Below are 14343 nucleotides of genomic sequence, written 5' to 3'. Positions count from 1 at the left end.
AATCTCTCTATCGCCTCCGCACCATGACCATGCTTCCGGGGGTTTGTCTTACACTCAACCTCAAGGAGCCGTTATGTCTCAATTCTTTTTTAATCAACGTACCCATCTTGTGAGCGACGTCATCGACGGTACGATTATCGCCAGCCCGTGGAATAACCTGGCGCGTCTGGAAAGCGATCCGGCCATTCGCATCGTGGTCCGTCGTGACCTCAACAAAAATAACGTGGCGGTCATTTCCGGCGGCGGTTCAGGGCACGAACCCGCGCACGTTGGGTTTATCGGTAAAGGAATGCTAACCGCTGCGGTCTGTGGCGACGTGTTCGCCTCCCCGAGCGTGGATGCGGTACTGACCGCCATTCAGGCGGTGACCGGTGAGGCGGGCTGTTTATTGATCGTGAAAAATTACACCGGTGACCGTCTTAATTTCGGTCTTGCCGCCGAAAAAGCCCGTCGCCTTGGTTACAACGTTGAAATGCTGATTGCTGGCGACGACATCTCCCTGCCGGATAACAAACACCCGCGCGGCATTGCGGGAACCATCCTGGTGCATAAAATCGCAGGCTATTTTGCCGAACGCGGCTACAACCTCGCCACCGTCCTGCGTGAAGCGCAGTACGCGGCTAATAACACCTTCAGCCTGGGCGTTGCGCTTTCAAGCTGTCATCTGCCGCAAGAAACCGACACCGCCCCACGTCATCATCCGGGCCACGCGGAACTGGGCATGGGCATTCACGGCGAACCAGGTGCCTCGGTTATCGACACCCAGAACAGTGCGCAGGTGGTGAGCCTGATGGTGGATAAACTGCTGGCTGCCCTGCCTGAAACCGGCCGTCTGGCGGTGATGATTAACAATCTTGGCGGCGTTTCTGTTGCCGAAATGGCCATCATTACCCGCGAACTGGCCAGCAGCCCGCTGCACCCGCGTATCGACTGGCTGATTGGCCCGGCCTCGCTGGTCACCGCGCTGGATATGAAAGGCTTTTCTCTCACGGCCATCGTGCTGGAAGAAAGCATCGAGAAAGCGCTACTCACCGAGGTGGAAACCAGTAACTGGCCGACGCCTGTCCCACCGCGTGAAATCAGCTGTGTACCGTCATCCCAGCGTAGCGCACGCGTGGAATTCCAGCCTTCGGCGAACGCTCTGGTGGCCGGGATTGTAGAACTTGTCACCACAACCCTTTCCGATCTGGAGACCCATCTTAATGCGCTGGATGCCAAAGTCGGCGATGGCGATACCGGTTCAACCTTTGCCGCCGGCGCGCGGGAAATTGCCGGTCTGTTGCATCGTCAGCAGTTGCCGCTGGATAATCTTGCCACGCTGTTCGCGCTGATTGGTGAACGTCTGACCGTGGTGATGGGTGGTTCCAGCGGTGTGTTGATGTCTATTTTCTTTACCGCTGCGGGGCAGAAACTGGAACAGGGAGCTAACGTTGCCGAAGCCCTGAATACGGGACTGGCGCAGATGAAGTTTTACGGCGGCGCAGACGAAGGCGATCGCACCATGATTGATGCACTGCAACCGGCCCTGACTTCGCTGCTCGCACAACCGCAAGATTTGCAGGCCGCATTCGACGCCGCGCAAGCGGGAGCCGAACGAACCTGTTTATCGAGCAAAGCCAATGCCGGTCGCGCATCGTATCTCAGCAGCGAAAGCCTGCTCGGAAATATGGACCCCGGCGCGCACGCCGTCGCGATGGTGTTTAAAGCGCTGGCAGAGAGTGAATTGGGCTAAGCCATAAGTGCCTGATGCGTTGCGCTTATCAGGCCTACGAGTGCAAACCTTTGTAGGCCGGATAAGGCGCTTGCGCCGCCATCCGGCAGAACATTAACGATAAACGCGGATCCCGCCCTCTACGCCGCGGCTAAACAGAACCTGCCAAAGCTCGATATCTCTGGCGCGGAAAGCCCCGGCGCAGGCGCATAAATAGTAATTAAACATTCTTCTGAAGGTGGCGGAATAACGTGATGACAACTCCGGCCAGGCCTGATTAAAGCGCTCATGCCAGGCCATCAGCGTTTTATCATAATCGCTACCGAAGTTATGCCAGTCCTCCATCACAAACCGTGATTCGCTGGCCTCGGCAATGTGGGAAATTGCCGGTAAGCAACCGTTCGGGAAAATGTATTTATTGATCCACGGATCGACGCTCATCCCTTTTTTATTGCTACCAATAGTATGCAGCAGGAACAGTCCGTCCGGTTTTAAACAACGGTCGGCGATGCTGAAATAGGTGTCGTAGTTTTTCGGCCCGACATGTTCAAACATCCCCACGGACACAATGCGATCGTAGTGTTTATCAAGATCGCGATAATCCTGCAGTAGAATGTTAACGTCCAGCCCTTCACAGCGCTGCTGCGCCATTTTCTGCTGCTCTTTGGAAATGGTAACGCCTTCTACCGCCACGCCATAATGACGTGCCGCATATTCCGCCAGCCCGCCCCAGCCACAACCGATATCGAGTAAACGCATACCCGGTTTAAGCTGCAGCTTCTCGCAGATCATTTTTAATTTGGCATTTTGCGCATCTTCTAATGTGGCCGCATCTTTCCAGTAACCGCAGGAATATTGCATATGCGGATCAAGCATCAGCGCAAAGAGATCGTTACCAATATCATAATGTTCTTTACCGACGATCCATGCCCGGCTCCGCGACTGCAAATTAAACAGGCGTGCGCTGGCAATGCGTAAAATATCTTTCAGATTTCCCGGCATTTGCTGGTCGAGTTTTGCTCTCAGGATTTTGCAGAACAGAATATCGAGCCGTTCGCAGTCCCACCAGCCTTCCATATAGCTTTCGCCAAGCCCTAACGAGCCTTGTTGCAATACCCGTTTAAAGAAACCAGTATGATGAAGTTGAATGTCCCAGGCACGCGAGCCATTAATTCTGATATCCGCTTGCGAAAGCAGCTCTTTTCCCATTCGGGTCCAGTTATCATTTGTTTCATTGACGATGACAGCATCTGAACAAAGCGAGTTCATGGTATTTACCAAAAGTGGACTAAAAATTATTACGCAAGATTATTATGGAAAAAAGAGTGTATGTATTATGATCCGCGGACAAGATCTATCGAGCAGCGGACACACCATCGGGAACATTGACGATTCATTTATGGAAACTCTCGCGCAAAAACAGTGGAACTCCTTCCCGGATAACTCCATGACCGAACTGCCGCAGGACGTATTCTTTCGCTCTTATGTCCTGGAAGCCAACCACCATGTACCGCAACATTCACACTCATTTATGCAGTTTCATTTCGCCCGCAAAGGCAGCATGCGCATTGATGTTGCCGGTAAGTGCTGGATAATCCCGGCGCATTATGGCATCTGGATCCCCAATAATACGGAGCATGCGGTTTGGGCATTAGATGATGTGTATTTAGAAAATCTGGATATTAAACCGGGCTTTCTTGAAGAGAGCATCAATGAATGCAAAGTAGTGGCTATCAGTGATTTCGCCAGAGAGTTTATTCATTACGCCACGAATTCAATTTCAGGCCATTATGATAGTCAGTCAAAAGAGGGCAAGCTGGTTAGTGTGCTGGTCGATATTATTCTGCAACTCCCGGAAGTCGCTTTTGTATTACCCTGGCCGCAGGATCGCGAATTAACCAAAGTATGCCGAACAATACAAGAATCCCCTGCACTGGAGCATTCGGTTGAATACTGGGCGCAGCATCTGGGTATGTCTGCTCGTACCTTTTCACGCCATTTCAAAAAAGAAACCGGATTGCCTTTCAGCGTCTGGAAGCAAAAAATGCGTATTCTGGAATCCGTATTAATGCTGAAGAAAAATAAAAGCGTAACCGCCGTGGCGCTCGACGTAGGGTATTCAAGCACCGCGGCATTTAGCTACGCATTCCGCCAGGCGTTTGGCGTTCCGCCGTCTAATTACTGATTAACGACGTTGATGCCAGTAAGCCGCTGCGCGAACCCGTTGCTGATCGAACGCCTCGGTTTCAAAGCGAGCACTCAGGTTTTTCACCACCTTTCCTTCACCGGTGATCCAGATGTAATAATCGTCTGCGGGCACCGATAGCCGCGATAAGTGTTCATCCACCGCATGCTCGTCATGACCGATAAACCACTGAATGGTAAATCCGTCGAGATGGGCTAAATAGTCCTGGTACGCTGCATCCTGCACGCTAACCAGCGCCGTGACGTGCGGACGTACCGTTAAACGGCTGAGCGACTCCAGGCGTCGGCGCAACGCGGGCATTCCCGATTCATCACACACATAAACCTGATACGCATATTCCTCTGGCACCACCAAAGAACCGCGCGGCCCACCGATTGTCAGCTTGTCACCCTCGCAGGCATTCATCGCCCATGTACTTGCCACGCCACCGTCATGAATATAAAAATCCAGCGCCAGCTCATGGCGCACTACGTCATACAACGGCGTGTAGTCACGGGATAACGGACGTACGCCGTCAGCCCAGACAATGCCTTCATCGGTGACGACAGGCGGTACAAAGTGGCTGCCCGGTTCAGGGAAAAAGACCTTGGTATGATCGTCAAAGCCGCGTGAGCTAAAACCGTCCAGAGCGTCACCGCCCAGTACAATGCGCTGAAAGCCCGCGCTAATGCGTTCTACGCGCAGGACGGTAAGTTCCCGAAAGCGAAGTTCATTGCGAACGCGCTGCGGGTAGCGTGAGGTGTTTGTTGTCATTTTTTCGCCTTCGTGAAAATAATAAGATATATCTAAACTCATTTTCAAATGATAATGATTGCTAATCAAAAAGATTGCAAGCAATTTTTTGATATAGTTGAGTTATGATTACCCCGCTATCACAACCACATAAAAATACTTAATAATCAACGAGTTAAACAAAAATTATTTTATAGACTTGCAAGCTGATAATTTTTAGATATAAATTAGATATATCTAAACAACATCAGGAGACGATGATGCAAAACCATCATGAAGGTTGCTGCAAGCACACAGAGCACCAACACGAAGGCTGCTGCAAGGGTGAAGGACATCACCACGAAGGCCGCCACAACGAGCACCATGCAGGTTGCTGCAAAGGTGAAGAACATCGCCATGAAGGCTGTAACAAAGATCATCACCACGAGCACGGCTGCGGGCATCGTCGCGGCGGCGGTCGTCGTCAGCGGTTCTTCGGCCACGGCGAATTACGCCTGGTGATTCTGGATATCTTAACCCGCGACGCCAGCCACGGCTATGAGCTGATTAAAGCGATTGAAACTCTGACTCAGGGTAATTACACCCCAAGCCCGGGCGTTATCTATCCAACGCTGGATTTCTTGCAGGATCAGGCACTGATCACCGTCAGCGACGAGGAAGGTGGGCGTAAACAGATTGCGATCACAACCCAGGGCCAGCAGTGGCTGGATGAAAACCGTGAGCATCTGGAACATATCCACGAACGTATTAAAGCCCGCTGCGTGGGTTTTGAATTACGCAAAAATCCACAGATGAAACGCGCGCTGGAAAACTTCAAAGCCGTGCTGGATCTACGCGTCAATCATGGTGATACCAGCGATGCGCAGATCAAAAAAATCATCGGTATTATCGATCGCGCTGCGCTGGATATTACTCAGTTGGATTAATCTGCACAGCAGGCGGAACCCGTATGCCCGACGTTCCGCCTGTATTTTTAGTATTAATGCAGCACCGTAACCGCATCTTCCAGACGACCCGCGCGATGTTTCACCATCGCGGAAATCTGCGCACTCTCTTCAACCAGTTCGGCGTTTTTCTGCGTAATGTTGCTCAGCTCATTCACCGCGCGGGTCAGGCTGGAAAGACCATCCGATTGTTCCAGCGTGGAGTGGCTGATTTGGGCGATCAGCTGAGTGACGTTTTGCACCTGCGCCACGATATCGTCCATCGTGCGTCCTGCGGCATGAACCTGGTCAGATCCGGACTGCACCTTGTCAGCGCTGGCATCAATCAGCTTGCGGATATCATTGGCCGCACTGGCGCTGCGGCTGGCAAGATGACGCACTTCTCCCGCCACCACGGCGAACCCTTTCCCCTGCTCGCCCGCCCGCGCGGCTTCAACAGCGGCGTTCAAAGCCAGAATGTTAGTCTGGAAGGCAATATCGTTAATCAGCGTGGTAATGGTGCCGATCCGCTGGGTGCTGTTGGCGATATCGTCCATGGTTTTGATGACGGTATCCATCGCCTCACCGCCGTGCGTTGCTGCGCTGCTGGCGGCAATAGAGAGCTTATCAGCCGCGGCGGCGGTCTCTGAGTTTTGTTTCACCGATGCCGCCATCTGATTCATGGTGGTCACCGTTTCCTGCACATTCTCTACTGTCTGCTGCGTATGCTTGTTTAAATCATCGCTGCCTTTCGCCAGCGTTTCGCTGTCGCTGCGCACACAACTCACCTGGCTGGAGACGTCATGGATGAGCCAACGGCACATTAGTCCCAACTGGCCCACTGCTCGCAGCATCAGGCCAAGCTCATCGCTACGGTTAAGATGCGACACGCTGTTCCGTTCACCGGTCGCCACTTTCAGCGCCTGACGGGTGACATTCTCAATAGGACGCACAATCTGCCATTCGAAAATAGCCGTTCCTAAAAGCATCACCAATGCACTCATCAACAGTAACGGCCATTCGGCGCCCATTTGCTGCAATGCGACCGCTAGCAGGACAAACATCAAGGCCATTACGCCGCGCACCCGCCAGCGAATCGGCATCGCCGGCAGTTTACCCAGCCAGCCTTTGCGTACCACCAGTCCTTTATGGATACGTCGGTTGCAACGTCCTTCATTCAGCGCTTTATATAAAGGCTCTACCGCCGCAATTTCCTCGTCAGTTGCCCGGGTACGAATCGACATATACCCGGTCACGCGTCCTTCCCGCACCATCGGCACCGCATTGGCCCTCACCCAGTAGTGATCGCCATTCTTACGCCGGTTTTTCACAATCCCGCTCCATGGCTCGCCCTGCTTCAGGGTGTACCACATATCCGCAAACGCCGCTTTTGGCATGTCCGGATGACGAACCTGATTGTGCGGCTTATCGAGCAATTCATTCAGCTGATAGCCACTGACCTGGACAAAAGTATCGTTCGCATGGGTGATATAGCTTTGCAAATCGGTGGTAGACATGAGGGTGATATCATCATCCAGCGGTGTATTTTGCTGACTAACGTAGGGATGAGAAGACATGATTGCGTCCTGTGCAGGTTATCTGGTTGTTAACTCTTTCGGCTTATGTTATTTCGGCGATAATTTTTTTATCTTTAGTTGTTAAATTTGATTTAGATCGCAATTTGCGATTAAACCTCAAAATCTGTACGCATTCTAATCCATTGATTTAAAATACTTTCGCCCAGTAACTATTCAATGTCACTTCTACCAGCGCACCGTCACAGTGCAAATATTGCCCATTTTTAGCGCAAATTTGCGTTTTTTCGATCTGTTTTCAGGCTTCTGACCTGGGCAAAATGCCAGCAAATGTTAAAGCTCGGCATTAAATGTTGCGCAAATGAGATGTTTCCTGGTGTTTATCCCGATTTTTGCTAAGCGCGCCGGAATGGCGCAATCCCTGCAATACTTAAATCAGTATCATGTGATACGCGAGCTCCGGGAGCATATTTTGAACAGGTTACCTTCCAGCGCATCGGCCCTGGCCTGCAGCGCACACGCACTGAATCTCATTGAAAAGCGCACGCTTGATCATGAGGAAATGAAATCGTTAAACCGAGAGGTGATTGAGTACTTCAAGGAGCATGTCAATCCGGGGTTCTTAGAGTATCGAAAATCTGTAACTGCAGGCGGGGATTACGGAGCCGTAGAGTGGCAAGCGGGAAGCCTGAATACGCTTGTCGACACCCAAGGGCAAGAGTTCGTCGATTGCCTGGGTGGTTTTGGAATTTTCAACGTGGGGCACCGTAATCCAGTCGTGGTTTCCGCCGTACAGAATCAACTCGCGAAACAACCTCTGCACAGCCAGGAGTTACTTGACCCTCTGCGGGCCATGCTGGCAAAAACTCTCGCCGCACTGGCGCCCGGTAAACTGAAATACAGTTTTTTCTGTAACAGCGGGACCGAGTCGGTTGAGGCCGCCCTGAAGCTGGCGAAAGCGTATCAATCGCCGCGTGGTAAATTTACGTTTATTGCCACCAGCGGCGCATTCCACGGTAAATCACTGGGCGCGCTGTCTGCCACGGCTAAATCTACCTTCCGTAAACCCTTTATGCCGCTGCTGCCGGGCTTCCGTCATGTGCCGTTTGGCGATATTAACGCGATGCGCACCATGCTCAGCGAGTGTAAAAAGACCGGTGACGATGTCGCAGCCGTGATCCTCGAACCCATCCAGGGTGAAGGCGGGGTGATCTTGCCTCCACAAGGCTATTTGACCGCCGTTCGTAAACTTTGCGATGAGTTTGGCGCGCTGATGATCCTTGACGAAGTGCAAACCGGCATGGGGCGTACCGGCAAAATGTTCGCCTGCGAACACGAAAACGTGCAACCCGATATTATGTGTCTGGCCAAAGCGTTGGGCGGCGGTGTGATGCCCATTGGCGCGACCATTGCCACCGAAGAGGTGTTCTCCGTCCTGTTCGACAATCCTTTCCTGCATACCACCACGTTTGGCGGCAACCCGCTCGCTTGTGCGGCTGCGCTGGCCACCATTAACGTCCTGCTGGAGCAAAATTTACCGGCTCAGGCGGAGCAGAAAGGCGATATGTTGCTGGATGGTTTCCGTCAGCTTGCGCGGGAATACCCGGACCTGGTACATGATGTTCGCGGTAAGGGCATGCTGATGGCGATTGAGTTTGTCGATAATGAAATCGGCTACAACTTTGCCAGTGAGATGTTCCGCCAGCGGGTGCTGGTTGCCGGCACGCTGAACAATGCAAAGACGATCCGCATCGAACCGCCGTTGACGTTAACGATCGAGCAATGCGATCTGGTATTGCGATCGACGCGCAAAGCCCTGGCGGCATTACGGGTGAGCGTGGAGCAAATGTAACAACCTTACCCGGCCTATAAAAGACACTCTTTTGTAGGCCGGGTAAGGCGCAGCCGCCATCCGGCAATTAGCCTAACTTAAACAATCCGCACACCCGCAGGCATAAGGCGTTCTGGCGTCAACAACACGCTTTCGCTGCCATCGTCCGTTTCAGCACACAGCAGCATACACTCTGAAACTTCACCGCGCATTTTGGCCTTCTGCAGGTTACACAGCACCACTACCGTTTTGCCCATCAGCTCCTCTTCACTGTAGTAAGGCACCAGGCTGGTCACGGTTTGCAGCGTACGCTCTCCCACATCTACCTGTACGATATACAGCTTATCGGCATTGTCATGGCGCTTTACGTGTGCGATTTTTCCAACACGTATTTCCATTCGGGCAAAATCAGCAAATGCGACGGTATCCATTGTTTTCTCCTTTGGTAAAATTTTACTAAATACTAGCAAAATATTTTCCGGGCATTGTTCTCAAAAGCAGGAAAATGACGTACTCATCACACTCTGAAAGCCCAGTTTTACCCCGAGCATGTCAATTAAACATGCTTTTTTTACTGAAAACAGATGAATAGATAAGCACTTCATTTACAATGCGCAGGTAACTCAGGGAAAAGGCAAACATGGCAACACTTAAAGACATCGCAATCGAAGCTGGCGTGTCCCTGGCGACAGTGTCCCGGGTTTTAAACGATGACCCCACGCTGAATGTAAAAGAAGAGACTAAGCATCGCATTCTGGAGATCGCGGAAAAGCTGGAGTACAAAACCAGCAGCGCCCGTAAGAACCAGACCAGCGCGCTCGGCCCCCAGCATATTCTGGCGCTCTACAGCTATCAGCAGGATTTGGAAATCAACGATCCTTACTACCTCGCGATCCGCCATGGGATTGAAACCCAGTGTGAGAAGCTAGGAATCGAACTGACCAACTGCTATGAACACAGCGGGCTGCCGGAGACCAAACACATTACCGGCATCCTTATTGTCGGCAAGCCTTCTCCCGCTCTGCGCGAGGCGGCAACAGCGCTTACCGACAACATCTGCTTTATCGATTTCCATGAATCCGGCAGCGAATATGACGCCGTCGATATCGATCTGGCCCGCATCAGTAAAGAGAGCATCGACTTCTTCATTGCCCAGGGCGTCACCCGCATTGGCTTCATCGGCGGCGAAGACCAGCCGGGCAAGGCCGATATCCGCGAAGCCGCGTTTGTCGAATACGGTCGTCTGCAGCAGGTCGTTTCTGAAAAGGACATCTATCGCGGCGGTTTCTCCAGTTCATCAGGCTATGAACTGGCTAAAGAAATGCTGGCAAAACCCGACTATCCCAGCGCCCTGTTTGTGGCTTCAGACTCGATAGCTATTGGCGTTTTGCGCGCCATCCACGAGCGTGGACTGAACATTCCGCAGGATATTTCGCTGATTAGCGTTAATGATATCCCAACGGCGCGTTTCACCTTTCCTCCGCTTTCCACCGTTCGCATCCATTCAGAAATGATGGGCAGTCAGGGCGTCAACCTGCTGTTTGAGAAAGCCCGCGACGGGCGTGCGCTTCCCCTACTGGTTTTTGTTCCCAGCAAGCTGAAACTGCGCGGCACCACCCGCTAAAACCCTCTGTTAACCCGCCCGGTTTCTTCTGATGCCGGGCGCGCATTGTCATGCATTATTTTCCGTGTCCGAATTAATTTCGTGATCCAGTTAAAGTAAATCACCTCGCCCGCTATATTTTAGTAAAACTTTTACTAAAACCACCATCAATTACACTTACTCACCATTACAATGAATGGTTCCGATTTTTCTCCACCGGGAGGCCTTATGAATCGCTGGGAAAACATTCAGCTCACCCACGAAAATCGACTGGCGCCACGCGCATACTTTTTCTCTTACGACTCCGTTGCGCAGGCTCGCTCGTTTGCCCGCGAAACCAGCAGCCTCTTTCAGCTGCTAAGCGGTCAGTGGAATTTTCAGTTCTTTGAGCATCCACTGCAGGTGCCGGAAGACTTTACGTCGCAGTTTATGAGCGACTGGGGCAGCATCACCGTCCCCGGCATGTGGCAGATGGAAGGACACGGTAAGCTGCAGTATACCGACGAAGGTTTTCCTTTCCCGATTGATGTCCCCTACGTTCCGACCAATAACCCCACCGGGGCCTATCAGCGCATTTTCACCCTCAGCGAAGGCTGGCAGGGCAAACAGACGCTGATTAAGTTTGATGGCGTAGAAACCTACTTCGAAGTTTACGTGAATGGTCAGTACGTTGGCTTCAGTAAAGGCAGTCGCCTGACGGCCGAATTTGATATCAGCGCAATGGTGCGCACTGGTGACAACCTGCTGTGCGTTCGCGTAATGCAATGGGCTGATTCCACCTACGTTGAAGACCAGGACATGTGGTGGTCGGCGGGAATTTTCCGCGACGTCTATCTGGTCGGCAAACAGGCGACCCACATTCAGGATTTTACCGTTCGCACCGAGTTCGATGATGACTATCGCGACGCCACCCTCTCCTGCGACATTGCGCTGGAAAACCTGGCCGCAACGCCAGCGATAGCATCGCTCGAATACACCCTGTTTGACGGTGAGAAGGCGCTGCATAGCGGTGTGATTAACACCCTGAAGGTGGATAAACAAACGCAGACCGCTTTTCATTTCAAGGTTAGCGCGCCGCAGCAGTGGTCGGCGGAATCGCCGTATCTCTACCATCTGGTGATGACGCTGAAAGATGCCAGCGGCAATATTCTTGAAGTCGTGCCACAGCGCGTTGGGTTTCGCGATATCAAAGTTCGCGACGGTCTGTTTTACATCAATAACCGCTACGTGATGCTGCATGGCGTTAACCGCCACGATAACGATCATCTTAAGGGCCGCGCGGTCGGTATGGATCGCGTTGAAAAAGATCTGCTGTTAATGAAGCAGCACAACATCAACTCCGTACGTACCGCCCATTACCCGAACGATCCGCGCTTCTATGAATTGTGCGATATCTACGGCCTGTTCGTGATGGCCGAAACTGACGTTGAATCTCACGGCTTCGCCAATATCGGCGATATCAGCCGGATCACCGACGATCCGCTGTGGGAAAATGTCTACGTTGAGCGCATCGTGCGCCACGTCCATGCGCAGAAAAACCACCCGTCGATCATCATCTGGTCGCTCGGCAATGAATCCGGATACGGCTGTAACATTCGTGCCATGTATCACGCTGCGAAAGCGCTGGATGACTCGCGTCTGATCCATTACGAAGAAGATCGTGACGCCGAAGTGGTGGATATCATCTCCACTATGTACACCCGCGTGCCGCTGATGAATGAGTTTGGTGAATATCCGCATCCTAAGCCACGCATCATCTGCGAGTATGCTCACGCCATGGGCAACGGTCCCGGTGGGTTAACGGAATATCAGAACGTCTTCTATCAGCATGATTGCATTCAGGGACACTATGTCTGGGAGTGGTGCGATCACGGGATTCAGGCCAAAGATGACGACGGCAACGTCTGGTACAACTATGGCGGCGACTACGGCGACTATCCGAACAACTACAACTTCTGCCTTGATGGCCTGATTTATTCCGATCAAACCCCAGGCCCAGGGCTGAAAGAGTACAAGCAGGTAATTGCGCCAGTGAAAGTGCGCGCACAGGATTTGGCCCGCGGTGAGCTGCGGGTAGAAAACAAACTGTGGTTCACCACCCTTGACGATTACACCTTGCATATTGAGGTTCGCGCCGAAGGAGATACGCTCTCTGCTCAACAGATAAAACTGCGCGACGTTCCTCCCAACAGCGACGCGCTGCTGCAATGCGTACTGCCGGAGCTGGATGCGCGCGAAGCATTCCTCAACGTTATCGTGACGAAAGATTCCCGCACGCCATACAGCGAAGCCGGGCATCACATCGCGACGTATCAGTTCCCACTGAAGGCCAGAACGGCGACTACCGTACCGTTTAGCCTGCAAAACGCCAACCCTCTGACGCTGGAAGACAGCCGCCAGAGCTGCACCGTTCGCGGTTATAACTTCCATCTGACCTTCTCAAAGCTGACCGGTAAACCGATCGCCTGGAACGTCAATGGTGAAGAGCTGATTACCCGCGAGCCGAAGATTAATTTCTTCAAACCGACCATTGATAACCACAAGCAAGAGTTTGAAGGCCTCTGGCAGCCGAATCATTTACAGATTATGCAGGAGCATCTGCGCGAGTTTACCCTTGAGCAAACCGATGATGCGCTGCTGATAACCAGCCAGACCATTATCGCCCCGCCGGTATTCGATTTCGGCATGCGTTGCACCTATCGCTGGCGCATTGCCGCGGACGGTCAGCTGAATGTGGAACTTTCTGGCCAGCCTTACGGCGAGTACCGGGACATCATTCCGTGCATCGGCTTCACGATGGGCATCAACGGTGATTTGGGCCAGGTGGCGTATTACGGACGTGGTCCCGGTGAAAACTATGCCGATAGCCAGCAGGCTAACATCATCGACATCTGGCGCAGCAGCGTGGATGAGATGTTCGAAAACTATCCGTTCCCGCAAAACAACGGCAATCGTCAGGACGTGCGCTGGGCAACGCTAACCAACCGCCACGGCAACGGTCTGCTGGTGGTTCCGCAGCGCCCTGTCAACCTGAGCGCCTGGCGTTATACGCCAGAAAATATCTTTGCCGCACAGCACTGCAACGCGCTGCAACGTAGCGATGACATCACCCTGAATGTGGATCACCAGTTGTTGGGCTTAGGTTCCAATTCGTGGGGGAGTGAGGTGCTCGATTCCTGGCGCGTCTGGTTTACGTCATTCAGCTACGGCTTCACGTTGTTGCCGGTTTCCGGCAGCGAATCTGGCGCCCAAACCACCGCCAACCGCGCCTTTGGCACCGGGTTCTTTTCCACGAATATGCACAGCGAGAATACAAAATGAGGATCATCGACAACTTAGAGCAGTTCCAGCAACGCTATGCTTCGGGTCGGAAATGGCAACGCTGCGTTGAGGCTATTGAAAATATTGACAATATTCAGCCTGGCGTCGCCCACTCGATCGGTGATTCCCTGAGCTACCGCGTGGAAACAGATTCCGCGACCGATGCGCTGTTTACGGGTCACCGTCGTTATTTTGAGATCCATTACTACCTGCAAGGACAGCAAAAAATAGAGTATGCCGCCAAAGAGGATCTCCAGGTGGTTGAATATTATCGCGATGAAACCGATCGCGAATATCTGAAAGGTTGTGGAAAAACCGTCGAAGTGCATGAAGGACAAATGGTTATTTGTGACAACCACGAAGCCTATCGTTTTATTTGTAATAACGCAGTGAAAAAAGTCGTACTCAAAGTCACCATCGAAGATGGTTATTTTCATAATAAATAAAAACACAGGCGGCGCCGACGTTGCGCCGCCAGTAC

The 14343-nt window shown here is 52.3% G+C and carries 11 protein-coding genes; 7 read left to right on the top strand and 4 right to left on the bottom strand.

The features are described 5' to 3' along the window. Nucleotides 1-73 precede the first annotated feature (73 nt). Nucleotides 74-1732, top strand: coding sequence for a glycerone kinase (locus OGY83_RS19105; RefSeq protein ID WP_286636651.1), 1659 nt, complete (start codon nt 74-76; stop codon nt 1730-1732). Between the two features lie 93 nt (nt 1733-1825). Here the strand turns inward: OGY83_RS19105 and cfa are convergent, their stop codons facing one another. Then, complete coding sequence (gene cfa, locus OGY83_RS19100) at nt 1826-2980, bottom strand: cyclopropane fatty acyl phospholipid synthase (RefSeq protein ID WP_286636650.1); 1155 nt, start codon at nt 2978-2980, stop codon at nt 1826-1828. 67 nt (nt 2981-3047) lie between these two features. Between cfa and OGY83_RS19095 the strand changes: the two genes are divergently transcribed. Then, nucleotides 3048-3896, top strand: a complete 849-nt coding sequence (locus OGY83_RS19095) for a helix-turn-helix domain-containing protein (protein WP_079939820.1) — start codon at nt 3048-3050, stop codon at nt 3894-3896. Here OGY83_RS19095 and OGY83_RS19090 read toward each other — a convergent pair whose 3' ends face one another. Further along, complete coding sequence (locus tag OGY83_RS19090; protein ID WP_286636647.1) at nt 3897-4670, bottom strand: siderophore-interacting protein; 774 nt, start codon at nt 4668-4670, stop codon at nt 3897-3899. It lies immediately after the preceding gene. 236 nt (nt 4671-4906) lie between these two features. Here OGY83_RS19090 and OGY83_RS19085 point away from each other — a divergent pair, with 236 nt between their 5' ends. Further along, a complete protein-coding gene (locus tag OGY83_RS19085; RefSeq protein ID WP_267440824.1) occupies nt 4907-5575 on the top strand; it encodes a PadR family transcriptional regulator in 669 nt (222 codons plus the stop codon). Nucleotides 5576-5628: 53 nt separating this feature from the next. Here the strand turns inward: OGY83_RS19085 and OGY83_RS19080 are convergent, their stop codons facing one another. Further along, entirely contained in the window at nt 5629-7149 is a 1521-nt protein-coding gene (locus OGY83_RS19080) for a methyl-accepting chemotaxis protein (protein WP_286636644.1), read from the bottom strand. A gap of 430 nt (nt 7150-7579) precedes the next feature. Between OGY83_RS19080 and ygjG the strand changes: the two genes are divergently transcribed. Next, complete coding sequence (gene ygjG, locus OGY83_RS19075; RefSeq protein ID WP_167371260.1) at nt 7580-8959, top strand: putrescine aminotransferase; 1380 nt, start codon at nt 7580-7582, stop codon at nt 8957-8959. A gap of 77 nt (nt 8960-9036) precedes the next feature. Here ygjG and OGY83_RS19070 read toward each other — a convergent pair whose 3' ends face one another. Beyond that, on the bottom strand, nt 9037-9369 hold the full coding sequence (locus tag OGY83_RS19070) for a tRNA-binding protein (protein ID WP_286636642.1): 333 nt from the start codon (nt 9367-9369) through the stop codon (nt 9037-9039). A 209-nt stretch (nt 9370-9578) separates the two neighbouring features. Between OGY83_RS19070 and ebgR the strand changes: the two genes are divergently transcribed. The 3 genes from ebgR to OGY83_RS19055 all read left to right on the top strand — a co-directional run bounded on the left by ebgR (nt 9579) and on the right by OGY83_RS19055 (nt 14308). Beyond that, nucleotides 9579-10562, top strand: coding sequence for a transcriptional regulator EbgR (gene ebgR / locus OGY83_RS19065; protein ID WP_191228131.1), 984 nt, complete (start codon nt 9579-9581; stop codon nt 10560-10562). 207 nt (nt 10563-10769) lie between these two features. After that, entirely contained in the window at nt 10770-13862 is a 3093-nt protein-coding gene (gene ebgA / locus OGY83_RS19060) for a beta-galactosidase subunit alpha (RefSeq protein ID WP_286636641.1), read from the top strand. Then, complete coding sequence (locus OGY83_RS19055) at nt 13859-14308, top strand: beta-galactosidase subunit beta (RefSeq protein WP_003828536.1); 450 nt, start codon at nt 13859-13861, stop codon at nt 14306-14308. Before ebgA ends, OGY83_RS19055 begins: the two co-directional genes overlap by 4 nt. The last annotated feature ends 35 nt before the right edge of the window (nt 14309-14343 follow it).

This window comes from Citrobacter sp. Cpo090, from assembly GCF_030332665.1.
Classification (GTDB): domain Bacteria; phylum Pseudomonadota; class Gammaproteobacteria; order Enterobacterales; family Enterobacteriaceae; genus Citrobacter; species Citrobacter portucalensis.
The sequence above is the reverse complement of the archived record's forward strand: the minus strand, read 5'-3'. Positions and strand labels throughout refer to the sequence as shown.

Bases quoted from the DNA above. Each gene is read 5' to 3' on its own strand.
- OGY83_RS19105 (WP_286636651.1), top strand. From the start codon at position 74: ATGTCTCAATTCTTTTTTAATCAACGTACCCATCTTGTGAGCGACGTC.
- cfa (WP_286636650.1), bottom strand. From the start codon at position 2,980: ATGAACTCGCTTTGTTCAGATGCTGTCATCGTCAATGAAACAAATGAT.
- OGY83_RS19095 (WP_079939820.1), top strand. From the start codon at position 3,048: ATGATCCGCGGACAAGATCTATCGAGCAGCGGACACACCATCGGGAAC.
- OGY83_RS19090 (WP_286636647.1), bottom strand. From the start codon at position 4,670: ATGACAACAAACACCTCACGCTACCCGCAGCGCGTTCGCAATGAACTT.
- OGY83_RS19085 (WP_267440824.1), top strand. From the start codon at position 4,907: ATGATGCAAAACCATCATGAAGGTTGCTGCAAGCACACAGAGCACCAA.
- OGY83_RS19080 (WP_286636644.1), bottom strand. From the start codon at position 7,149: ATGTCTTCTCATCCCTACGTTAGTCAGCAAAATACACCGCTGGATGAT.
- OGY83_RS19070 (WP_286636642.1), bottom strand. From the start codon at position 9,369: ATGGATACCGTCGCATTTGCTGATTTTGCCCGAATGGAAATACGTGTT.
- ebgR (WP_191228131.1), top strand. From the start codon at position 9,579: ATGGCAACACTTAAAGACATCGCAATCGAAGCTGGCGTGTCCCTGGCG.
- ebgA (WP_286636641.1), top strand. From the start codon at position 10,770: ATGAATCGCTGGGAAAACATTCAGCTCACCCACGAAAATCGACTGGCG.
- OGY83_RS19055 (WP_003828536.1), top strand. From the start codon at position 13,859: ATGAGGATCATCGACAACTTAGAGCAGTTCCAGCAACGCTATGCTTCG.